Source organism: Roseibium sediminicola (assembly GCF_023156505.1).
Lineage (GTDB): Bacteria > Pseudomonadota > Alphaproteobacteria > Rhizobiales > Stappiaceae > Roseibium > Roseibium sediminicola.
Genome location: NZ_JALNMJ010000004.1, coordinates 206,445 through 228,513 on the forward strand (window position 1 = coordinate 206,445; position 22,069 = coordinate 228,513).

Below are 22,069 nucleotides of genomic sequence, written 5' to 3' on the forward strand. Positions count from 1 at the left end.
AAATCCGCCGTCACCTTTTCGCAAACACGCTCCTGAAGCAACCTTGACGGGAGATGTCGGGACAATCGCGTATCGGCTGAGAAAACCGTTGCAATTTCAGCACATTCCCTGGACTTGAAGACGCCTCACACCAACGTGAGATTCCGTTTGCGCCCGTTTTGGGACATCATTATTAACAGTGCGGCAAGGACATTTGCGTAACGTCACCTTCTGTGACCAGCACCCGTGTGGCGTGGGCCCGGTGCGAATGGGGGATTAGAATGAACAGGTTTTATTTCATTGTGGTGGCGGTGATGGCCGGCGTGTTTGCGCTGACGGCACAGGCCGCACCGCGCTACGGCTATTTCGATCACAGCACGAACACCTGGGTGACGCCGAAATATCATCCGGGCGGACCGTCACCGATCAAACGCAAACGCGTTCGTTATGACGGCCCGTATCCGGCCGGTACCATCATCATCGACACGTCCGAACGTCGCCTCTACCACGTCCTGCCGGGCGGCAAGGCAATGAAATACGGCGTCGGCGTCGGCAAGGATGGGTTCCAGTGGGCCGGTACGCACCGCATTTCGCGCAAGGCGGAATGGCCGAGCTGGACGCCGCCTGCACAGATGCGTGCGCGCGAGCGCGCCAAGGGCCGCATTCTGCCGGCCTACATGCCGGGCGGTCCGAACAACCCGATGGGCGCACGCGCCATGTATATCGGCTCAACGCTCTATCGCATTCATGGCACCACCGAACCGTGGACCATCGGATCCGCCGTTTCGTCCGGCTGTATCCGTCTGGCCAACGAAGACGTCATCCACCTGTACAACAGCGTGACGGTCGGCTCGAAGGTCATCGTCAAGCGTTAAGGCACTCTGTTTTGCCGGAAAAGCCGGGCCTTGAGCCCGGCTTTTTTTTTGTTTTTCACGCTTCGGCCGGACACGACCTCAGAACCAAGTCACCGTCATGCAGAAAACAGCCGGCGTCGAACAGGGACAGATCAACCGGGTTGGTCGTCCTGAGGTCATCAAAATCCGGCAGCGGCTTTGACTTTGGATCGAACGACCGGTGCACCTGCGACAGGAACACGATCGTATGGCCAAGGTTCCGTGCGAACCGCCTCAGGTTGTCGATCTGCTCGCCCAGTGGCGGTTCCCGGCGATCCTGATCCATCACCTGCAGGTAATCGATTACGGCGACCGTCTCCCGCGGTGCATGTTCCAATCGCGAGATGATGTGCCGCGCGCAGACACAATCGGTGAGGTCGGCCGCAGGACCGGTTTTCTTCCCCGCAATGCCATAGCCGCTTTCGGTCAGCTTGCGTTGCACATCCGTTTCGGAGCACTCGGAGGAGAAGAAAGTCGCGCTTCTTCCACTGTTTGATGCGGCCGCGGCAATCTCCAGGCCGAGCAGTGTCTTGCCCTGCCCAGGCCTTGCGGCCAGAAGTATCAGACTTCCCAAAGGCAACCGGTCCAGCAGAACCTCGGCAGGGCTACGGGACCTCCAGGCGGAAGCAAGGTGGTTCCAATTGCTGAACCCTTCAGCTGCGGCAAGCTCGTTCAGAGCCTGTGAGAGCGGCATGCGGGTCTGCCGGGCCTTTTGCCGGGCGGCGCGCTTCAGACGATAGATCGGATGTGTCAGCTTCATGGATCGACTTCCTTACCGCGTGCGCAGCTGCAATCCCTCCTGATGCAAACGCATGGGTCCGGAACGACCGATGAAAGATCACCTTGCAGGTCGGCTGCTGCTCCGGTTGGAGGGGGAAGGCGCGGGTCAAGCCGTCACCACGGTACCCGATTCGCCCCTTTGCTCACCAGCGCCCGGTCGCCGTCAGCGGTCCCGGCTCAGGCCCTTGGCCTCGAGCTCGCCCAGATAGCCCCCCCAATGGGTGCCCCGGTCCCGGCCGAGATCGAGGAAATAGGTCCAGGAGAAAATCCCGGAATTGTGCATATCGTCAAAATGAATCCGCACCGCATAATTGCCGACAGGCTCCACCTTGATGATCTCCACTTCCCGCTTGCCCGGCACAGTCTGTTTTTGTGACGGCGCGTGGCCCTTGACCTCCGCGGACGGCGAGCAGACACGCAGATATTCGGCGGACAGTTCGTGCCGTTCTCCGGTGTTATAGGCGATGGTCAGGGTCTTCCTGTCCTTGGAGACGCGCAGCTCGGTCGGCCAGGGCGCGGCGGGATCGGTCATGATGGGTCCTTTTTGGCGGTCCACTTTGAACAGCGACTGGTGCGCGGGCACGATAACGGCCCCCTCCCTGCCGTCAAGACGCGTTTTGTCCCGCCTGCTTGACCGCTTCGTATCCCTCCAGAGCCGCTTGCCGTGCTGACGAATGGCTGACAATTGGCTTCGGATAGGTCTCGCCGAGCGTCACTCCCGCGTTTTCCAGGACTGATCTGGGCGCATCGAACGGGGCAAACAGGTATTTGGTCTCCAGGTCTTTCAGCTCCGGGACCCAGCGGCGCGTATAGCTGCCCTCAGGGTCGAATTTCTCACCCTGGGTGATCGGATTGAAGATCCGGAAATAGGGCGCCGCATCCGCGCCCGATCCGGTCACCCACTGCCAGCTCGCCGAGTTGTTGGCGAGGTCCGCGTCGAGCAGCGTGTCCCGGAACCAGGCCTCGCCATGGTGCCAGTGCAGGCGCAGATGCTTGACCAGAAAACTCGCGACAATCATGCGCACGCGGTTATGCATGTAGCCGGTCTGCCAGAGTTCGCGCATGCCGGCATCGACAATCGGATATCCGGTCTCGCCCTTTTGCCAACGTACCAGGTCCTCCGGCGCGTCGCGCCACGGATAGGCGTCAAAGGCCGGCCGCCAATTGTCCGCAGGCAGCCCAGGGAAGTGGTAGAGCAGGTGATAGGAGAATTCGCGCCAGGCGAGTTCGGAGAGGAACTTCTGGCCGTCCTTCGCAAGGCCGCCATCGGCGTCCATTGCATGCTGGGTCGCGTGCCAGACCTGGCGCGGCGAGATGTCGCCGAAATGAAGATGCGGCGACAGGCGCGAGACATTCGGTAGATCCGGCCGGTTGCGCAGGTTGCCGTAGCCCTCCAGTTCGTCCTCCAGAAAGGTCGCCAGACGCTGCCGCGCGCCTTTGGCCCCAGGTCGCCAAAGATCGTCCCAACCGGCTGCCCAGTTCGGTTTTGTCGGCAACAGGCCCAGATCCGCAAGAGCGTCACCATCATCCACGGAAACACAGTCGATTGTTTTTGGAGTCGGCACCGGCAGCGGAACCTGGTGCTGCTGTGCAGTTTTCCAGAATGGCGAATAGACCTTGAAGGGACCACCAGACTTGGTTTCAAGCTCCCAGGGCTCGAACAGCAGCGACGCCTTGAAACTCTTGACCTCGAAGCCGTCTTCCTTCAACGCCGCCTTCAGATCGGTGTCACGCTCGACCGCATGCGGTTCGTAACAGCGATTCCAATAGACCGCGTCGACCGCATGCTGTTTTGCCAGCTCCGGGACGAGATGGCGCGCACTGCCCCGCAGAAGAACCAGGCCCGGCAGATCCGATTTGAGGGCCGCCAGGCTGTGATGCAGCCACCAGCGGCTGGCACCGCCAAAAGGGTGGCTTTCGCCGGAATGAGCAGGATCTTCCAGAATGAACACCGGCAGCACCCTGCCCCGTTTCGCAGCCTCGGTCAGTGCCGGATTGTCTTCAATCCTGAGATCCTGTCGGAACCAAACCAGTGTCGTCATGTTGCCCCTCATTGCACAGCAGACTGAATACGCGAAGGGCGGCAAAAAAGATCAACAAAACGGCCGGTGCAGACACCGGCCGCGGTCTTCCACGGGCCTGTCAGGCAGGCTCGGCAACCCTGGCCGCCTCGCGCAGCCGGCCGAAATGGGCGTCCCAGCCTGCATCCAGGGCGCTCAACATCATGAACGCCGCCTCGCCTGCCGCCTGCTCGATACCTTCGTGGCTCAGCGTCAGACGCGTGCCGCCGGCAGCATCCTCCAGTGTCCAGCGAACGGTTGTCATGGCGCCGTTCAACGGCTTCACGGTGAAGGTATAGACGAGGCTGGCGAAGGGCTTCATTTCCAGCACCTTGCCCCAGCAGATTTTCGACAAGCCGTTATGCTGATCCAGCAGGGTGTAATCGCACCCCTCCTTTAGGTCTTCCTCGGCCGGATGAAACCAGCGTGCGAGTTTGTCCTTTTGCGTCAGGAAAGCCCAGACGACCTCCCGGGGAGCGTTGAGGAAAATTGTCTTGGTGATGGTCGTTGCCGTCATTTCTCGGTTTCCTTTTTCCCTGCCATTTCTTTTTCGACTTCGCGCTGCAGATCGGTGAGCTTGACATCCCAGTACCGCTCGAAATGGCCAAGCCATTCAAAGGCGGATTTCATCGGTTCCGGTGTCAGCCTGTTACGCCGCTCACGGCCGCTGACCTCGCTTTTGATGAGGCCGCCCTCCTCCAAAATCGCAAGATGTTTGTTGATGGCGGTTCTGGTGATGTCGAACCGGGCGGCAATGTCGGATATCGCCAGGTTCTCGTGCGCCAGATGCATCAGGATCTGGCGCCGTGTGGGATCCGCCAAAGCCCTGAAGACCGCTTGCGGGCCGGTGTTCATGGACGTGTCTCCCCGACCGGGACAAAGTCGAATGCGCCATCCTGATAGAGGAAGGTGACACACTCGGTCGTTGAAACGCATTTGCTCAGGTGCGCCAGACCGGCGGGAATTTCATAGTAGTCCCCCGCTTTCAGGACCTGTTCCTGCGCTGGCGCGACGTTGCCTGTCACATGCACCATCTCACCCGAAACGATGAGCCCGAACATTCCGGCGGATTTCACATGGATCGGGCTGACAAGACCGGCCGGCAAGCGAACCATGGCCATGTAGCTCTCTAGAAAGCGGTTGCCCTTCAGCGCCGCGAAGGCAACGCCTTCCGGGGTTACCTCCCAGACAAGATCCGGCTGCGGTATCAGACGGATCCCGTCCGCAGAGGCCTCGACCGCCAGACCGGTCAAAAGAAATGTCGCGGCAGCTGCCCGCAAGATCGTCGTCATTCTCATTGCACTCTCCTTATGACACCATTTGGTGTCATTTATATAACACTAAAAGGTGTTACTTCAAGGCAGGCAAGCAACAATCGTCAAAAAAATTGCATTTGGTTCAACTTCGTACTATATAGTTCGATATCGTACCAATAAGGAGCCCTCCATGACCTTGACCCGACGCAGAACGCTGGCCCTTCTGGGAGGCGGCATGGTTGTCGCCGCGTCCGCTTCCGCCGGCACATTCCTGGCCACCCGCACACCGCAACGTGCCCTGCAGCCCTGGCAGGCCGCGGGCGGCTATGACGATCCGCGCCTATTTGCCCTCTCCTACGCGCTTCTGGCGCCCAATCCGCACAATCGCCAACCGTGGCTGGTCGAACTGGAGGGATCCGACGCTTTCGTGCTGCACCGCGACACGACCCGCGATCTGCCGCATACCGATCCTTTCAATCGTCAGATCTTTGTCGGCCTGGGCTGCTTTCTGGAACTGATGACGGTTGCGGCAACCCTGCGCGGCAACGCTGCCGAAATTACCCTGTTCCCGGAAGGCCGGGACGGCCCTGTCGCTCACGTGCGGCTGATGGGTGGGGCTTCGAGGGATCCCCTCGCCGGTTCCATTCTGGACCGGCGTTCCTGCAAGGAACCGTTTGAGGACCGGCCGGTACCGGACAGTGCGGCTGCGGACCTTGCCGCCTACGGCGTTGTCATCACCGACCCGGAGACGGTCGCCAGGATCAAGTCGCTGACCTGGGAGGCCTGGCTGACGGAAATGCACACCCACCGGGCCCTGAAGGAAAGCGTTGATCTGATGCGGTTCGGCAAGGCGGAAATCAACGCCAATCCGGATGGCATTGATCTTGGCGGCCCGTTCCTGGAGAGCCTGATGCTAGCTGGTGTGCTGACGCCCGAGAGCCAGCTTGACCCGCAATCGACCGGGTTCAAGGAAGGCGTCAAAATGTACGAGACGATGCTGCATGCAACACCAGCCTATGTGGTGCTTACAACGGCGGGCAATGATCGCGCCGACGAGATCGCCGCTGGCCGCCGCTGGCTGCGGCTCAATCTGGAGACAACCCGTCTCGGACTGGCTTTGCACCCGGTCAGCCAGGCCTTGCAGGAATATGAGGAAATGACGCCTCACTACGGCGCAGCCCACCGGATGCTTGCCAAACCCGGGGAAACGGTTCAGATGCTTGGACGTCTTGGGTACGGCCCCGGAACCGCGCGCACGCCGCGCTGGCCGCTGGAAACACGGATATTAAATGGATAACGATACACGGCACATTTTTTTCAGCTTCTTCAATGAAATCGGAATTCTCGCGCAACTAAGCCGCGCGGCGATGGAAGCCCGATTGCCGAAGGGGCTGACCCTGCCCCATTTCAGCGTGATCAACCATCTGATCCGGGTTCGCGACGGTCAGACACCGCTGACCCTCGCCAAGGCGTTTCAGGTCCCCAAAACGACCATGACCCATACCTTGAACGGGTTGCTGGATCACGGCTTTGTCGAGATGCGCCCCAACCCGGAGGACGGCCGCAGTAAAACCGTCTGGTTGACCGACCCCGGCCGCCGTTTCCGGGAGGATGCGATCCGTTCGATCGACCCGGAGATTGCAGACCTGCAAAAAGCCATTCCCGCCGAGCGAGTCGCCGCCCTGCTGCCCGCCCTTGCCGAGATCCGCGTCTTCATGGATGCCTACCGGGACTGACGGGTTCCGGATTGACAAAAATACACCGACAAGTTTACCTGATGCCGTAAACTGGACAAGGACGGTCCGGTTTCGATTGATCTTCTTCCTGTCAGCGCCATATGATCGGGACAAAGAACAGGAACGCAGGGAGAGCGCCACGTGACTGACGGCAAGATTGTGGTTTCGGCACCAACGGCAACCGGCAAGACGGCGACGCCGGCCCCGATGATCGATCCGTTCGGCCGGGCCGTCTCTTACTTACGTGTATCCGTGACCGACCGTTGCGACTTCCGCTGTGTCTATTGCATGGCGGAAGACATGACCTTCCTGCCCAAACGCGAAGTGCTGAGCCTTGAGGAACTCGACCGCCTGTGCACGGCTTTCATTGAAAAGGGCGTGCGCAAACTGCGCCTGACCGGCGGTGAACCGCTGGTGCGCAAAAACATCATGAGCCTGATCCGCAGCCTCGGACGTCACCTGGACAGCGGTGCGCTCGAGGAACTCACGATCACCACAAACGGCTCGCAGCTCGCCCGCTATGCCAATGAGCTTTATGACGCCGGCGTGCGGCGCATCAACGTGTCGATCGACACGCTGGATGTGCAGAAATTCAAGGCGGTCACCCGCTGGGGCGATCTTGGCAAGGTCATGGATGGGATCCGGGCGGCGACCGATGCCGGCTTGCAGATCAAAGTCAACATGGTGGCGCTGAAGGGCGTCAACGAGGACGAAATCGTGCCGATGCTGGAATGGTGCCACGAGCACGGTCACGACCTTACCCTGATCGAGACCATGCCGCTCGGCGAGATCGACGGCGACCGGACCGACCAGTATCTGCCGCTTTCCACCGTGCGCGAACGCCTGTCGGAGCGGTTCACCCTGACCGACATTCCCTACAAGACCGGCGGCCCGGCGCGGTATGTGACCATTGAGGAAACCGGCGGGCGCCTTGGCTTCATCACCCCGATGACCCACAATTTCTGCGAAAGCTGCAACCGGGTCCGCGTCACCTGCACCGGCCAGCTCTATATGTGCCTGGGGCAGGACGACATGGCCGATCTGCGCGCGCCGCTGCGCGCCTCTGAGGGCAACGAACTTTTGAACGGCGCGATTGACGAGGCCATCGGCCGCAAGCCGAAGGGCCACGATTTTGTGATCGACCGGAAGCGCAATCAACCGGCTGTCGCCCGCCATATGAGCGTGACCGGCGGCTGAGTCCGCCCGTTCAGATGGACGCCACTTGTCCGTGTCTGTCAGCTATTCGGCGGGAAGAAGCGCTCTGGATGACATTTGCAGGCGGATCGTGATAACCGCGCCGAGGCTGAGGACGATGCCGATCCCCATGATCAGAACCATGCCCCAGGGTGTGCCTGCGAACATGCTGTCCGTGTAGAGCCAAGCAACCAGGGAGCCAGCCACTGCGCCGGTCCCGACCTGCAAGGATGCCGTCAGGCCTGATGCGGCGCCAGTCAGCTCTGGCCGGACACTCACCGCTCCGGAGAGCGCGCTCGGCAGGCAGACCCCATTGCCAAGGCCCAGTAGGAACATCGGCAGGAACAGGCTTGGAGCCGTCAGGACGCCGTAGTGAGCGAAGCCTGCAATGAGCAAAACGCTCAGAACTCCAATCAGCGTGCCGGAGAGGATCATCGGGTACATGCCCACCCGTTGCGCAAACCGACCGGAAAGGTAGTTGCCGGCGATATAGCCGAGCGCGACAAACATGAAATAGAACCCCATCTCCGCCGCGCTCAGGGACAGAAGCTCGGAGGAGATGAACGGTGCGCCGCCCAGATAGGCAAAATAGGTCAATGCACTGAAGGCTGCGGTCAGGGAATAGCTCCAATAGAGCGGCTCCCGTAGGAGGGTTGTGTAGGCGCGCAGGATATGCTTCGCACCGACGGAGCTGAGTTTATGGTGCGTTTCAGGCAACCAATAGATGGAGGCTACCAAGACCCCCACGCCAAAGATCAGCATCAAGACGAACCCGCCCTGCCAGCCGTAGAACTCATCCAAGAGGCCACCGATTGCCGGCGCGATCGTCGGCATCACGGCCATGCCCATGGCCAGGTACCCGATCATGCTGGCAGCACGCATGGGTTCATGCAGGTCGCGGATAATCGCCCTTCCCAGAACGATACCGGCGCAACCGCCGGCAGCCTGGATCACTCTTGCGGCGATCAGCGCCTGGATGGTCGTCGCCATGAGGCACAGGATGCTGCCCAGCACAAACAGGACCATACCGGCGATCACCACCGGCCGGCGTCCGAACTGGTCCGACAACGGACCCCAGATCAGTTGTGACAGGGCCACCGCGATGAAAAAGGCTGACATTGTCAGCTGGATCTCACCTGCGGTTGCAGAAAAAACAACCATCATGCCTGCAAGCGACGGCAGATAGATCTGCATGGCAAGCGGGCTAATGGTGGAAATTGCAACAAGCACGCCCAAGGACGGTTTGGCTTCGTCATCACGTGAAGGGGAGACGCCAGCTGACATGCCCGGGAGAGAACCCTTGTTGTTGTGACCGACTCCTCTGAGTGGTCTGAAGGGTTCAAGATACAGAAGGCCCGTGATCCGGCCGTGAAAAAGCCAATTGTTCCAAGCGCTCATCATTTCACGGTGTGAAACGTCAGCCGCTTGCCGCACTGAAGCGAAGAATTGATCTTGTCCTGCCGTGCGGGCTGTGACGGCTTCATTTTCGCCGCCAGCCCGCCGGACCGCCGATGGAGACACATGGCGCTGCGCGCACCATTGCCTTGGACCGGCTCGCCATATCTCCAGGTAACCGGGCAGGTTGCATGTCTTTCCAGAAATGCAACCACCAAGCACGTTTCAACTTCAGATTGCTTAACCCCTGCCAATATTGGCAGGGGCAGATCAGGGTCAAGCACGGGATGACGAAGAGGACGATCGGTCTGGCGAGCGCCTATTCGAACACGATGCTGGGCGCGGCCTTCTCCTGCGATGCATCCGCGGCCTCGATGCCGGCCAGAACGGACGCGGCGATCTGCTTGTAGATGCCCGCAACGTCCCCCTCTGGATCCGACACGACGACCGGCGTGCCGGCGTCCGACGTTTCCCGGATTTTCATGGTCAGCGGAACCTCTCCCAGGAACGGCACACCGAGCCGCACAGCTTCCGCGCGCGCGCCGCCATGGCCGAAGATATCGTGCCGGCCGCCGCAGTCGGGACAGAGGAAATAGCTCATGTTCTCGACAATGCCGAGAACCGGCACGTCGACGCGCTTGAACATATTGAGCCCCTTGCGGGCATCGATCAGCGCCAGGTCCTGGGGTGTCGACACGATCACGGCTCCGGCGAGCGGCACCTGCTGGGCCATGGTCAACTGGGCGTCCCCCGTTCCCGGAGGCATGTCGACGACGAGAACGTCCAGCTCGCCCCAGGCGACTTCCCGCAACATCTGGGTGAGCGCCGAAATGACCATGGGCCCGCGCCAGATCATCGGGGTTTCTTCCTCCACCATGAACCCCATCGACATCACTTTGATGCCGTAGCCTTCCAGCGGCTTCAGCACCCGGCCTTCGACCGGCTCCGGCCGGCCGGAGACATTGAACAGGCGCGGCACGGACGGACCGTAAATATCGGCGTCCAGAACGCCCACCTTCTTGCCCAGCGCGGCCATCGCGAGGGCGAGATTCGCGGTCGTCGTGGACTTGCCGACACCGCCCTTGCCGGACGCGACGGCGACAATGTGCTTGATGCCCGGCACACCGGGCTTCTGCGGTGCCTGTTCCTCCGGCGCCTTTCGCGGCGCCGGCTGAGTTGCCTTCGGCGCAGTGTTGCGGGCGCCCCCCGCAGCGCGCTCCGCCGTCAGCGCGACCATCGCCGTTTCAACGCCCGGCACTTCGCGGACCACCTTGTCGGCCGCCTGGCGCAGCGGCTCGAGCTCCTGAGCCCGCTCGGCGGGCACGGTGATCGAAAACGCCACCCGCCCGTCGGACACAAACACATCAGACACCAGTCCCAGAGAGACAATGTCGCCTTCCAGATCCGGCCCCTTGATTTGCCTCAGACGATCCATGACCGCGTTTTTGATGGTGTCGTTCATTTTTTCGTCCTGCTTGTCCCCGGGATGCGTCCGTAAAACGACGCTCATCGGCGGAATGTAGATCGCAGCAGCCGCCCTGCAAGTTGCCAAACTGTAGCAGCCCGGGACGTCGCCTCTTCCAGAGCAGTCATAAGAGCGATGAATTTCAGAGACAAGGCCGCTTCCAAAATCGCGAGCGGCCCATCGGTCTCAGGCATTTGCAACACACCCGCCAACCTTTGTGATGTATCTTTTTAAAAATACAACCGGAAGAAAGAGACACATGTGCACACTGGGCACTGTTTTTCAAAACCAGATTGAGGCGACGGTACTCGTTGCCGTTCTCGGCCTGGCAGGCCCCGCCTTTGCCACCCCTCAGCCGGACAAGTCCATCACCATTCTCGCAACCGGTTATCCGCCGTTCGAAATGGCCGAGCCGTGGAGGGATTGAGCGGTTTCGATTATGAAGTGGTGATCGAGACTTTTGCCCGGACGGGCTGGCTGGCCAGAATCGCCTTTGTTCCCTGGAAGCGGGCCGTGGCGGTAGTCCCCGCCGGCCTCCTGTCCTGCGCCTACCGCGCCCAACGCGAAGAATTCGCCTTCTATTCGGAGCAACTGAGCAGCACCACGGACGGTGTCTATTACCGCTCCGACTTTGCCGATGACCAGAATTCAAGCCATGCCGATCTGATCGGCAAGAAAGTCGGCGCGGTCACAGGATATTCGACCCATGCGAAACTGACGGATTTCGGCATCGATCCAATCGACATTCCCAACGGCGAGGCTGGCATCAAGATGCTCGAACACGGACGCCTCGACAATTTTCTGAACGGACGGCAGGCAACCGATTTCCTCATCAAGTGGCTTGGCCTCAGCGGGAGGTTCAGGTTTTCGATCATGGCCGACAAACCGCTTTTTCTTTGTCTGTCGAAGGCTTTTCCCTTGTCGAACCTGTTGCTTGAGGACTTCAACAAGGGCCTGGCCGAGGTCAAGGCGGATGGCACATACGCCTAAATTCACGCCAAATACCAGTGAACGGCCTGCAATAGTCGATCAAATTGTATCCCTAGCCCGATCGGAACAATACCGGGCTTGCGTGACCGGTTGAATGGAGTACCGTTTCGCTCCGCCAAGTTGCCTGCCTTCAAAAAGCAAAATCACAGGATCTGACCATGCCGGTATGTCTCGTCACCGCGTCCAATCGCGGGATCGGATTTGAACTCGCGCGCGCCGCGCTTGCCAGAGGCTGGACCGTCTACGGTTCGGTCCGTACCGAAGAGCTGGCGCACGAGACTGCATCCCGCCTTGACGGGGACTTCAAGCCTCTGGTCTTCGACGTGACGGACCATGCGCGCGTGCATGCCGTCGCAGCCTCCCTCGACAATGCCCTTGATCTTCTGATCAACAACGCCGGCATCATTAGCCCCAAGCGGCAGTCCCCGCTCGACATGGATTTCGACGGCTTCGCGGAAACACTGAAAGTCAACACGCTCGCGCCCCTGGCCGTGTCGCAGGCTTTCCTGCCACCGCTGCGCAAGTCGGTAAACGGCCGGATTCTGACGATCTCCAGCCAGATGGCCTGGATAGGCTACCGCAAATCCGACACCCTGGCCTACCGGGCCTCCAAGGCCGCCGTCAACAAGGTGATGCAGGGACTGGCAACCGAACTGGAACCCTCCAACATCCCTGTCGCGCTGATCGATCCGGGCTGGGTGCGCACGGATATGGGCGGGCCGCAGGCCGACAATGATCCGGTTGCGGTGGCAGAGGGAATTCTTGAGGTCGCCGAACGGCTGACACTTGCAGATACCGGCAAATTTTTCAGATGGTCGGGGGAAGAACGGCCATTCTGATTTCACCAGTCCGACTCGGACTGCGGGGTCACAAGCAGCGCCTTTTTCAAGAAAGATCAGCGCGTCCAGCAGCCTTTTCCACACAAAGATTTGAGCACGTTGTTTTACACAGTTTTCTTGACGGCACGGCCGCGCCGCCAAGCACTGATATCCGCAGAACTTGGCAAGGGATCGGTAACCACGCCCGCTCTTCTTACAAATTGAATCAAATTTTAAGCAAATGTGAGGAATTGAAGCGCAGGCTGATTTCATCGGCAAAAGGATGGGACCTGCCATGGAACTGTATCGCGCCTGCTATCGCAGCAGAATCAAGTGGGACAAGATGCGTTTGCCCTTGCCCGACGAGATCGACAAGACCTTGCTGCGGATCCGCCGCATCAACCGCAAGGCCGGGGTGACCGGCGCGCTGCTGCTGGTCGATCAGCACATTATCCAGGTGCTGGAAGGCTACACGGGCCAGGTTCTCGATACCGTCTATTGCGTGATGAACGACCCGCGCCTGAGCGACATCGAGGGCATCATTCACGAACCCGCAGATTTTCGTCTTTTTCCGAACTCGCTGATGTTCTTCCGCGATCTGACCGACGGCCGGGCCGCCGCCCAGCACGATGTGCTGCGCCCGCTTCTGGACCATCCGGGAGAAGTCACACGGGACGAAGCCTATCTGGCCTTCAGCCACTTCGCCAACGAGCTTCAGCAGGGCCGCCTGACCAACGAGATGCTGATGATCTGAACAGCGGGCGCGGCAAACTGCCAGATACTGCGCGATGCCGCCCGCGTTTTGGTTTCGGATGTGACTTTCTTGTCCTAGTCAATTTTGCTTATGGCAACTATTGCTGGCGCTCCAGCCCATGGAGAGCCAGGCCATGTCAGCAAGCCGTCCCAATTTTCAATCTCTGTCCGCAGGCCTATTGGCAGCCATTGTCGGCTTCGCCAGCTCCTTCGCCATCGTCATTCAGGGCCTGTCGGCCTCTGGCGCCTCGGTGGCGGAAGCGACCAGCGGATTGATGGCCCTGTCCATTTCCATGGGCCTTTGTTCGATCGTCGCGTCTCTAAAAACGAAAATCCCGGTCAGCATCGCCTGGTCCACGCCGGGAGCCGCCCTGCTCGCCTCAGCCGGCCCTGTCGACGGAGGTTTCGCCGCGGCTGTCGGAGCCTTCATTGTATGTGCAATCCTGATTGTGCTGGCCGGTCTGGTCCGCCCCTTCGGGCGCGCCGTTGCCGCGATTCCCGCGCCGCTGGCCAACGCCATGCTCGCCGGTGTCCTCTTCGGCCTGTGCCTTGCCCCGGTCAAGGCAGTTGCCGAACTTCCACTGAGCGCCCTTGCAATCATCGCCGTCTGGGCAATCGCGCTGCGCTTCCTGCGCCTGTTCGCCATTCCTCTCGCCATGGCCATGACCTTCGTGATCGCGCTTTACATCAGCGGCCCGATTGACCTTTCCGCAACCGACCTGATCACGACTCCGGTCCTGATCAGCCCGGTCTTTTCCATCGAAGCCCTGGTGAGCATCGCCCTGCCCCTGTTCATCGTGACGATGGCCTCCCAGAATATTCCCGGCGTCGCGGTCCTCAAGGCCTATGGCTATGAACCGCACAGCGGCCCCCTGTTCACGCTGTCCGGTGTGTTCAGCCTGCTGTCGGCGCCTTTCGGCGGGCACGCGGTCAATCTGGCGGCCATCACCGCGGCCATGTGCGCCAGCGAGGATGCGCACAAGGATCCGGGACAACGCTACTGGGCGGCGGCGACTTCCGGCGCTGTTTATATCCTGTTCGGTCTGTTCGCCGGTTTTGTCATGGCCTTTGTGGCTGCCACCCCATCGATCCTGATCGAGGCGGTCGCCGGCCTGGCGCTTTTGAGTGCCTTCGCCTTTTCCATCGGCGAAGCCACCAAATCGCCGGAGACCCGTGACAGCGCCATCATCACCTTCATGGTGACGGCCTCCGGTGTCAGCTTCTTTGGCGTCTCAGGTGCCTTCTGGGGCCTTCTGGCCGGCGGAGCCTTCATGGCACTTGCCCGTACCAGACGTGCTAACTAACACCTTGCCCCGCAGTGACCGCGTCCCATAGTGTTTGTCAAAGATACAAATTATGGAGTCGCGCGGCTGTGACAGGCCCTTATGTGCTGCAACCGGATCCCTTCGCCCCCGGATTGTCGACCTCGGTGACCGGGATCGACCAGAATGGCGAGCCCGTCGAAACCAGGGTGGTGACCGAAAAGCCGCTGACGCTGTACCTGAACCGGCAGGAAGTCGTCACCATGATGACGATCGGCGACCATCCGGATCTGCTGGCGGTCGGTTACCTGAAGAATCAGAACATGCTCGCCGATGACGATGTCATTACAGATATCGACTATGACGACGACCTCGACGTGGTGATCGTGCGCACCGAGCGCGAAACCAATTTTGAGGAAAAGCTCAAAAAGAAGGTGCGCACCTCCGGCTGCGCCCAGGGCACTGTGTTCGGCGACGTCATGGAAGGTTTCGAGACCGTGTCTCTGTCCGCGGACGCGCGCCTGAAGACGTCCTGGCTCTACAGTCTGACAAAGACCATCAACACCACCCCGTCCCTTTACCTGGAGGCCGGTGCGATCCATGGCTGCGTGCTGTGTCAGGAAGACCGGCCGCTGGTCTATATGGAAGATGTCGGCCGCCACAATGCGGTCGACAAGATCGCAGGCTGGATGGTGCTCAACGACATTACGGCGTCCGACAAGATCTTTTACACGACCGGCCGCCTGACCTCTGAAATGGTGATCAAGACCGTGATGATGGGCATACCGATTCTCGTTTCACGCTCGGGTTTCACCGCCTGGGGCGTCGATCTGGCCCGGCAGGCGGGCCTGACCCTGATCGGCCGCGCACGCGGTAAGCGCTTTGTCGCTCTGGCCGGCCAGGACCGCATCGAGTTCGACATGGACCCGCTGCATGCGGACGAGGAGCCGGACAAGATCCGTCGCAAGGGGAGCGTTTTCGCAGAATGATGGCAAGCCGACAAAACCTGACCAAAGACAAATTGCTCGGCTGCGTTCTGGCCGGTGGCCAGTCACGCCGGATGGGTGGCGGCGACAAGTCGCTCATGGATCTCGGCGGCAAGTCCATGCTGGACTTGATCCTGGCAAGACTCCGTCCGCAGATCACCGATATCGTTCTGAATGCCAACGGCGATCCTTCGCGCTTCAAGCGGTTTGCCCTGCCAGTGGTCGCGGACCCGGTCGGCGACTATGCCGGACCGCTGGCCGGCGTCCTTGCCGGGCTGAGCTATGCCGAACAACACAAGCCTGAGATCAGCCACGTGGTGTCGGTCGCGGGCGACACTCCCTTTTTTCCCACCGACCTTGTCCGCCGTCTTTCCGCTGCCGTGCCGACCGACAAGCCTGTGATTGCCCTGGCCTCTTCCTCGGAAAAGCTGCATCCCGTCTTCGGTTTGTGGCCGGTGGCCCTGCGCGCCGATCTTCATGACTGGCTGGCGTCGGGCAAGAGCGGCAAGGTGCTTGCCTTTGTCGACCGGCACAACAGCGTGGAAGTCGCTTTCAGCCTTGATCCGGCCACCGGGCTGGACCCTTTCTTCAACGCCAACCGGCCCGACGACCTGACAACCGTCCGCGACACCCTGAGCCAGCATATACAATGAAACCCACGCCTGTATTCGGTATCACCGGCTGGAAGAATTCCGGCAAAACCCAGCTTGTCACCAGTCTGGTGGCGGAATTCACCCGGCGAGGCTTCAAGGTCTCGACCGTCAAGCACGCCCACCACAATTTCGACATCGACAAACCGGGCGCCGACAGCTACCGGCACCGGGAGGCTGGCGCAATGGAGGTCGCGCTGGTGTCTGGACGCCGTTGGGCCTTGATGCACGAACTTAGGGACGAGAACGAGCCACCGCTGGAGGACATCCTCGCCCGCCTGGCCCCCTGCGACCTGATCCTGATCGAAGGCTACAAGCGGGAAAACCATCCGAAAATCGAGGCCCGGCGCTTAGAAACGCAGGACCGCGGCCCCCTCGCCCCGTCAGATCCGAACATTCTGGCGGTTGCCTCCGACCACGTGCTTCCCAACGAAACCTTGCCGGTTTTCGACCTCAACGACGTTCCGGCCATGGCTGATTTCATTCAGTCGCGCCTGGACCTTGAAAGGCGTGTGGCATGACCGGAAAGCGTCTCCTGGACGACTGTTTTCTGCATGACCGGGACCGTCTGCGCCACCACGAGGCTCTCGAAATCCTCAGGTCGCGCCTGAGCGCCGTCGCCAAGAGCGAAACCGTCCCCTTGGAAGCGTGCCTGGAACGCGTGCTGGCCGAAGATGTGATGGCGCCGCGCAATGTGCCACTGGCCGACAATTCCGCCGTCGACGGCTATGCCTTTCGCCATGCCGATTTTGACGAGGCCGGCGGCTTCTTCCGCCTTGAGCAGCGCATTGCGGCGGGCCATGCCACAGACGCCACGCTGGCGCCCTGGGGCGCGGCCCGGATTTTCACCGGCGCCGTCATGCCGCCGGGTGCCGACACGGTCGCGATGCAGGAAGACTGCGAGCCCCATGACCAGGACGGTCAGAAGTTCGTCATCGTGCCTCAGGGTCTGAAAAAAGGCGCCAATTGCCGGCTTGCCGGGGAAGATGTCGCGGAAGGCACCACCATTTTGAGTGCTGGCCAGCGCCTGCGCCCTCAGGACATTGCAGCGATCGCCTCAACCGGCCAGGCCGAGGTCAGTGTCTATCGCAAGCTGAACGTGGCGCTCGTCTCCACGGGAGATGAATTGCGCCGTCCGGGCAACCTGATCACCGTCGGCGATGTTTACGATTCCAACCATTTCCTGCTCAAAGGCCTGTGCGACACGCTTGCGCTGGAGGTCACCGATCTCGGCATCCTCAAGGATGACCCAGGTCTGGTGGAAGCCACCTTGACCAAGGCCGCAAAAGACCATGACGTCATCCTGACGACCGGCGGCGCCAGCCGCGGCGAAGAGGATCACATGCTGACCGCGCTGGACAGGCTGGGCACGCGGCACATGTGGCAGCTGGCGATCAAGCCCGGCCGGCCAATGATGTTCGGCACCATCGGCGACTGTGTCTTCCTGGGCCTGCCCGGCAACCCGGTCGCCGCCATGGTCTGTTTCCTGCTCTATGCGCGTCCGGTGATGAGCGTGCTCGGCGGCGGCGCGTTTCTGGAACCACAGGCGTTCAAGGTTCCGGCTGCATTCGAGGTGGCGAAAAAGAAACCCGACCGGCGGGAGTTTTACCGCGCCTCCCTGCGGCAGGGCGCCGACGGTACACCCGCCGCGCATAAATTCGCACGCGACGGGTCCGGCCTAATCACCGGATTGCGGGAGGCAGACGGACTTGTCGAAATCCCAGAAGACGTCACCGCTGTGAAGCGGGGCGATCTGGTGACCTTCCTGCCCTTTTCCGGCTTCGGCATTCGCTGACCCGGCGGCCGTCCCGCCGGGCCAATGCCTGTTCCCCCACAGACCCTAGTAGGCGTAGGGGAAGGCCGCGGGCACGAAGCGATAGCCTTCACCGTCCCTGGCAACCCGGCCAAGGCCCGGGAACGGGATATGCGCGCCGGCAAAGAACAGTTTGTCGCTGGCAGCCCGGTCGAGGAAGCTCTTGCGGGTCGTCGCAGCCTGCGCCGTATCGATATCGAAGCCGATGCCCCAGTCAGGCCGGTCGAACTGATAGGCGGCCATGTGCAGGATATCGCCGGCAATGGCCAGGGTCTCGCCGTTGCTGTCGAAGAGATAGCCGGTGTGCCCCGGCGTGTGTCCGGGCAACGCCAGGGGGCGGACGCCCGGCACGATCTCCTCTTCGCCGGAAAACAGCGTCTGATTGCCCTGATAGGCTTCCGCGGCACGGCGCGCGCCCAGGTAGAACGGTTTGAACTGGTCCGGGGCGGCATTCATTGCGGCATCGTCATACCAGAAGGCGTTGTCGACCTCCGGCAGAATCAGTTCCGCATTGGCGAAGACCCGCTTGCCCTCGCCATCGACCACGCCGAACAAATGATCCGGATGCATGTGGGTGATCAGGATGGCATCGACCTGATCCGGCGAGACGCCCGCGGCTTCCAGGGCGCCGGGCAATTTGCCCATGGTTGGGCCCATGGCATTGGAAGTGCCCGCATCCACCAGGATCAGCCGCTCGCCGGTATTGACCAGAAAGGCATTGACGGGAATGCGCAGGGCGTTGCCCTCGATCATGGATTTGTCGCGCAGGCGCTGGCCCTCGGCCTCGTCATAGCCAATGACGACTTCGGGTGTGAGATCGAGATAGCCGTCGAGCAGAGCTGTGATTTCGAAATCGCCGACCTTGTAGCGCAATGCGCCCGCGAACGGCGCGCCCGCCAAGGGAGCCGCGGCCTGTGCCGGCGCTGCGATCAGCGAAACACCGCCGGCTGCGGCCACCGCGCCAGCGCCGGCAACGGCGCCGAGAAGGGATCGTCTGGAGACGGAAAAGTCGGATTTGGTCATGAAAAGCCTCCCGGCTTGAACTGAAGTGAAGCAATTTGAGAAAGCCCGGTCCGAAGGGATCCGGCGGGCTGCCCTAAAAGTGTTTCATTCAAAAAAATTTTGAAGAGGAGGCTGGCTTATAAAACTCATTAGCCTTGCTTATATATAGGCGCCATCTCCGTCCTCATTGCCAAGACAGGTAGCTCATGGACAAGCTCAGCGCACTCGCCGGTTTCGTTCAATCCGTCAATCTCGGCAGCTTTTCCGCTGCCGCCAAGCATCTCGGCGTGTCGCAGCCCGCAATCAGCCAGCAGGTTCGCGGCCTTGAGGACGATCTGGGCACCCGTCTCCTGAACCGCACCACACGGCAATTGAAGCTGACGGAGGCAGGCGAGCGCTACTATGTGTACGCCCGCGACGTTCTGGAGCGACTGGCGGAAGCCGACAGGTCCGTCCAGAGCGAAGAAGCGCAGATGACCGGGCCCCTCAACGTCGGCCTGCCGCTCGGCTTTGCCGAAACGGTCCTGTCCGATTTTCTGATCCGCTTCAAGAAGGAGCATCCCAACATCCTGCTCGAAATCTCGCTGTCCGATCAGTTCGTGGATGTTATTCAGGAGCGTCTCGATGTCGCCATCCGCATGGGCGAGATCAAGGACGACCGCCTGATCGTACGCCAGCTGGGCCATGCGAGGCGGTGTCTCGTCGCCTCGCCGGATTATCTGAACCGGCGCGGCCGGCCGCAGCATCCCGACGACCTCACCGAGCACGACTATCTGCTTTATCGGAACATCTCGACGGGTGATTGCGTGCCCTTCTTCGGGGCGGCCGGTGAGCAGCTTTCGATCCGGATCAACCCCACCATGATCGTCAACAATTCCGCGACACTGCGCCAGGCAGCACTCGCCGGACTTGGCATCACCCTGTCGAACCGCTGGCTGATAGACCCCTATCTGAAATCCGGAGAGCTTGAGCAGGTACTGCCGGACTGGCAGTACCCGCATCACCCGGTCCACGCGGTCTATCCGTCCAACCGCTTCATTCCGCTCAAGGTCCGGCGTTTTGTTGACGCCCTGCATGCTTTCTTTGAACAGGAAGGCGCGTTTTACGCGGACTGATTACCCGCGATAAAGGACGTCAGACGACGTCAAACTTCCTCTTCCTCGACGATCCAGGGCTCGTTCACCGCGTCCGTCTGCCAGGCCTGCCAGGCTTCCGTTCCGGTCATTGCTTCGTGATAGCGCCGTACGACCGGATCGTCCGAAAGCCGATAGGTGGCAAAGCGGCTGACCACAGGCGCGTACATTGCGTCGGCAATGGTGAAGTCCCCGAACAGGAACGGGCCACCGGATTTTTCCAGGCATTCGCTCCAGATGGCAACGATCCGGGCCACATCTTTTCTGACCGCTTTACTGACATCGAGCTTGTCCGAACGGCGCCGCATGTTCATCGGGCAGGCGCTGCGCAGCGCGGCGAAGCCGGAATGCATTTCCGCGGAAATGGCCCGGGCAAAGGCACGCGTTTCCGTGGCAACCGGCCACAGACCCGCTTCAGGGTGACGTTCGGCGGCATATTCCAGAATGGCCAGGCTGTCCCAGACAGTCAGATCGCCGTCCTTGAGAACAGGCACCTTCATGCTTGGCGAGAAAGCCGCGAAATCCGGGTTGCCGTTCTTGAAATCGAACGGCACGAGATGTTCCCGGAAGGCAATCTGCTTGTGTCGCAGGGCGATCCATGGCCGGAACGACCAGGACGAATAGTTCTTGTTGCCGATGAAGAGATCGAAGTCGGGCACGACAGGCTCCTTTTCCCATGGTCCGGCAGGCAGGCCGTCTGCCGGGCTGAATTATCTAAGGCGTCGCTCTCGCTGCAACAAATTCAACTATTTCATCAAAATCATAAGCTGCGTGAATATCCGGGCGGAACATTCCGACGTGGAAGACCTTCATTCCAAACATCGCCGTTTCCCCGACGACACCTGTCAAAAAGTGAAAATTGGGCCAAATCCCCCTGTGTTTTTTTCGGAGTCCTGCTTGAAATTTAAAGCGAAGTGTATGGAATAGGGCCTTCGGGCAAAAAGGCGGGAAGAACCTGCCTGCGTCGCGAAGAATAATATTAGGGGAACTAAATAATGCGTGTTTTGCGTATGGCTGCGGCCGCTGTTGCAGTTCTGGCTGCTGTGGGTGGCGCTGAGGCGAAAGACTGGTCCAAGGTGCGCATCGGCACCGAAGGTGCTTATCCTCCGTTCAACTCCCTGACCGCCGACGGTCAGCTGGTCGGGTTCGACATCGACATTGCCAATGCTCTTTGTGAAGAGATGAAGGTCGAGTGCGAATTCGTCACCCAGGACTGGGATGGCATGATCCCGGCGCTGCAGGCTGGCAAGTTCGACGCCGTGATCGCGTCCATGTCGATCACTGAAGAGCGCCTTCAGAAGGTCGACTTCACCAACAAGTATTACAACACCCCGCCGGCAATCGCCGTGCCGAAGGATTCCGCCCTCACCGGCACGTCCGACGAAGACCTGAAGGGTATCAAGCTTGGAGCCCAGTCCTCCACGACCCACTCCAACTACGCCGAAGAAAAGCTTCCGTCCGCTGAGCTGGTTCTCTATGGCACCCCGGACGAGTACAAGCTTGATATCACTTCCGGCCGCGTCAACGCCGTCATCGACGACGTCGTCGTGCTGTCCGACTGGCTGGCAACCGAAGATGGCGCCTGCTGCAAGCTGCTCGGCACGCTGACCCCGGATCCGGTCATCAACGGCGAAGGCGCCGGCATTGCGATCCGCAAGGATGATGGTGAACTGAAAGAAATGTTCAACAAGGCCATCGAAGGCATCCTGGCGAACGGCAAGTACAAGGAAATCAACGACAAGTACTTCACGTTTGACGTTTACGGCGGCTGATCGAGCTGCTGCTTGACAATGCAACCGGCGCGGCGCGTTCTGCGCGCCGCGCCATGCCGCAGGGAAAAATCCCGCGGTACGGCCGGAGGGGCGGCCGGATAACAACAACAAGAACGAAAGAAGCGCCGGCTT

25 protein-coding genes are annotated in these 22,069 nt (G+C 60.7%); 15 read left to right on the top strand and 10 right to left on the bottom strand.

What is annotated here, in order from left to right:
- Positions 1-260 precede the first annotated feature (260 nt).
- Complete coding sequence (locus M0H32_RS08105; RefSeq protein ID WP_248153071.1) at positions 261-854, top strand: L,D-transpeptidase; 594 nt, start codon at positions 261-263, stop codon at positions 852-854.
- 55 nt (positions 855-909) lie between these two features.
- Here the strand turns inward: M0H32_RS08105 and M0H32_RS08110 are convergent, their stop codons facing one another.
- The 6 genes from M0H32_RS08110 to M0H32_RS08135 all read right to left on the bottom strand — a co-directional run bounded on the left by M0H32_RS08110 (position 910) and on the right by M0H32_RS08135 (position 5,004).
- On the bottom strand, positions 910-1,632 hold the full coding sequence (locus M0H32_RS08110) for a DNA helicase (RefSeq protein ID WP_248153072.1): 723 nt from the start codon (positions 1,630-1,632) through the stop codon (positions 910-912).
- Positions 1,633-1,815: 183 nt separating this feature from the next.
- Positions 1,816-2,184, bottom strand: coding sequence for a gamma-butyrobetaine hydroxylase family protein (locus tag M0H32_RS08115; RefSeq protein WP_248153073.1), 369 nt, complete (start codon positions 2,182-2,184; stop codon positions 1,816-1,818).
- Between the two features lie 73 nt (positions 2,185-2,257).
- Positions 2,258-3,694 (bottom strand): cryptochrome/photolyase family protein, encoded by a 1,437-nt coding sequence (locus M0H32_RS08120; RefSeq protein WP_248153074.1) that lies wholly within the window; start codon positions 3,692-3,694, stop codon positions 2,258-2,260.
- Positions 3,695-3,794: 100 nt separating this feature from the next.
- Positions 3,795-4,229: an SRPBCC family protein gene (locus M0H32_RS08125; protein WP_248153075.1), complete on the bottom strand. Its 435-nt coding sequence runs from the start codon at positions 4,227-4,229 to the stop codon at positions 3,795-3,797.
- A complete protein-coding gene (locus tag M0H32_RS08130; protein ID WP_248153076.1) occupies positions 4,226-4,567 on the bottom strand; it encodes an ArsR/SmtB family transcription factor in 342 nt (113 codons plus the stop codon). The genes M0H32_RS08125 and M0H32_RS08130 overlap by 4 nt, the downstream gene beginning before the upstream one ends.
- Entirely contained in the window at positions 4,564-5,004 is a 441-nt protein-coding gene (locus M0H32_RS08135) for a cupin domain-containing protein (protein WP_248153077.1), read from the bottom strand. Before M0H32_RS08135 ends, M0H32_RS08130 begins: the two co-directional genes overlap by 4 nt.
- Positions 5,005-5,158: 154 nt before the next feature.
- On the opposite strand from M0H32_RS08135, the gene M0H32_RS08140 reads away from it, so the two are divergent.
- The 3 genes from M0H32_RS08140 to moaA all read left to right on the top strand — a co-directional run bounded on the left by M0H32_RS08140 (position 5,159) and on the right by moaA (position 7,901).
- Positions 5,159-6,265 (top strand): Acg family FMN-binding oxidoreductase, encoded by a 1,107-nt coding sequence (locus tag M0H32_RS08140; protein WP_248153078.1) that lies wholly within the window; start codon positions 5,159-5,161, stop codon positions 6,263-6,265.
- A complete protein-coding gene (locus M0H32_RS08145) occupies positions 6,258-6,704 on the top strand; it encodes a MarR family winged helix-turn-helix transcriptional regulator (RefSeq protein WP_248153079.1) in 447 nt (148 codons plus the stop codon). The genes M0H32_RS08140 and M0H32_RS08145 overlap by 8 nt, the downstream gene beginning before the upstream one ends.
- A gap of 207 nt (positions 6,705-6,911) precedes the next feature.
- Entirely contained in the window at positions 6,912-7,901 is a 990-nt protein-coding gene (gene moaA, locus M0H32_RS08150; protein ID WP_248153191.1) for a GTP 3',8-cyclase MoaA, read from the top strand.
- Positions 7,902-7,943: 42 nt separating this feature from the next.
- Here moaA and M0H32_RS08155 read toward each other — a convergent pair whose 3' ends face one another.
- Together M0H32_RS08155 and M0H32_RS08160 are read right to left on the bottom strand one after the other, a co-directional pair.
- Positions 7,944-9,182, bottom strand: a complete 1,239-nt coding sequence (locus M0H32_RS08155) for a multidrug effflux MFS transporter (RefSeq protein ID WP_248153080.1) — start codon at positions 9,180-9,182, stop codon at positions 7,944-7,946.
- Between the two features lie 430 nt (positions 9,183-9,612).
- Positions 9,613-10,755: an Mrp/NBP35 family ATP-binding protein gene (locus M0H32_RS08160; protein WP_248153081.1), complete on the bottom strand. Its 1,143-nt coding sequence runs from the start codon at positions 10,753-10,755 to the stop codon at positions 9,613-9,615.
- Positions 10,756-11,017: 262 nt separating this feature from the next.
- On the opposite strand from M0H32_RS08160, the gene M0H32_RS08165 reads away from it, so the two are divergent.
- From M0H32_RS08165 to M0H32_RS08205, 9 genes are all read left to right on the top strand, one after another.
- Complete coding sequence (locus M0H32_RS08165) at positions 11,018-11,185, top strand: hypothetical protein (protein ID WP_248153082.1); 168 nt, start codon at positions 11,018-11,020, stop codon at positions 11,183-11,185.
- Positions 11,182-11,748 carry a substrate-binding periplasmic protein gene (locus M0H32_RS08170; protein ID WP_248153083.1) on the top strand — a complete coding sequence of 189 codons (567 nt, stop codon included), beginning with the start codon at positions 11,182-11,184 and terminating at the stop codon, positions 11,746-11,748. Before M0H32_RS08165 ends, M0H32_RS08170 begins: the two co-directional genes overlap by 4 nt.
- A 158-nt stretch (positions 11,749-11,906) precedes the next feature.
- Positions 11,907-12,587, top strand: coding sequence for an SDR family oxidoreductase (locus tag M0H32_RS08175; RefSeq protein WP_248153084.1), 681 nt, complete (start codon positions 11,907-11,909; stop codon positions 12,585-12,587).
- 274 nt (positions 12,588-12,861) lie between these two features.
- Positions 12,862-13,320, top strand: a complete 459-nt coding sequence (locus tag M0H32_RS08180) for a BLUF domain-containing protein (RefSeq protein ID WP_248153085.1) — start codon at positions 12,862-12,864, stop codon at positions 13,318-13,320.
- Positions 13,321-13,453: 133 nt separating this feature from the next.
- Positions 13,454-14,623 carry a benzoate/H(+) symporter BenE family transporter gene (locus M0H32_RS08185; protein ID WP_248153086.1) on the top strand — a complete coding sequence of 390 codons (1,170 nt, stop codon included), beginning with the start codon at positions 13,454-13,456 and terminating at the stop codon, positions 14,621-14,623.
- A gap of 68 nt (positions 14,624-14,691) precedes the next feature.
- The gene (gene fdhD / locus M0H32_RS08190; RefSeq protein WP_248153087.1) at positions 14,692-15,570 is read left to right on the top strand and encodes a formate dehydrogenase accessory sulfurtransferase FdhD; all 879 of its coding nucleotides are present in this window, start codon (positions 14,692-14,694) and stop codon (positions 15,568-15,570) included.
- The gene (gene mobA / locus M0H32_RS08195) at positions 15,567-16,220 is read left to right on the top strand and encodes a molybdenum cofactor guanylyltransferase MobA (protein ID WP_248153088.1); all 654 of its coding nucleotides are present in this window, start codon (positions 15,567-15,569) and stop codon (positions 16,218-16,220) included. The genes fdhD and mobA overlap by 4 nt, the downstream gene beginning before the upstream one ends.
- Positions 16,217-16,738: a molybdopterin-guanine dinucleotide biosynthesis protein B gene (gene mobB / locus M0H32_RS08200; RefSeq protein ID WP_248153089.1), complete on the top strand. Its 522-nt coding sequence runs from the start codon at positions 16,217-16,219 to the stop codon at positions 16,736-16,738. Before mobA ends, mobB begins: the two co-directional genes overlap by 4 nt.
- Complete coding sequence (locus M0H32_RS08205) at positions 16,735-18,012, top strand: molybdopterin molybdotransferase MoeA (protein ID WP_248153090.1); 1,278 nt, start codon at positions 16,735-16,737, stop codon at positions 18,010-18,012. The genes mobB and M0H32_RS08205 overlap by 4 nt, the downstream gene beginning before the upstream one ends.
- A gap of 45 nt (positions 18,013-18,057) precedes the next feature.
- Here the strand turns inward: M0H32_RS08205 and M0H32_RS08210 are convergent, their stop codons facing one another.
- Positions 18,058-19,053: an MBL fold metallo-hydrolase gene (locus tag M0H32_RS08210; RefSeq protein ID WP_248153091.1), complete on the bottom strand. Its 996-nt coding sequence runs from the start codon at positions 19,051-19,053 to the stop codon at positions 18,058-18,060.
- Between the two features lie 185 nt (positions 19,054-19,238).
- Here M0H32_RS08210 and M0H32_RS08215 point away from each other — a divergent pair, with 185 nt between their 5' ends.
- A complete protein-coding gene (locus M0H32_RS08215) occupies positions 19,239-20,147 on the top strand; it encodes a LysR family transcriptional regulator (protein ID WP_248153092.1) in 909 nt (302 codons plus the stop codon).
- Positions 20,148-20,176: 29 nt separating this feature from the next.
- On the opposite strand, the gene M0H32_RS08220 is transcribed toward M0H32_RS08215, so the two are convergent.
- The gene (locus M0H32_RS08220; protein ID WP_248153093.1) at positions 20,177-20,824 is read right to left on the bottom strand and encodes a glutathione S-transferase family protein; all 648 of its coding nucleotides are present in this window, start codon (positions 20,822-20,824) and stop codon (positions 20,177-20,179) included.
- Positions 20,825-21,160: 336 nt separating this feature from the next.
- On the opposite strand from M0H32_RS08220, the gene M0H32_RS08225 reads away from it, so the two are divergent.
- Complete coding sequence (locus M0H32_RS08225) at positions 21,161-21,937, top strand: ABC transporter substrate-binding protein (protein WP_248153094.1); 777 nt, start codon at positions 21,161-21,163, stop codon at positions 21,935-21,937.
- The last annotated feature ends 132 nt before the right edge of the window (positions 21,938-22,069 follow it).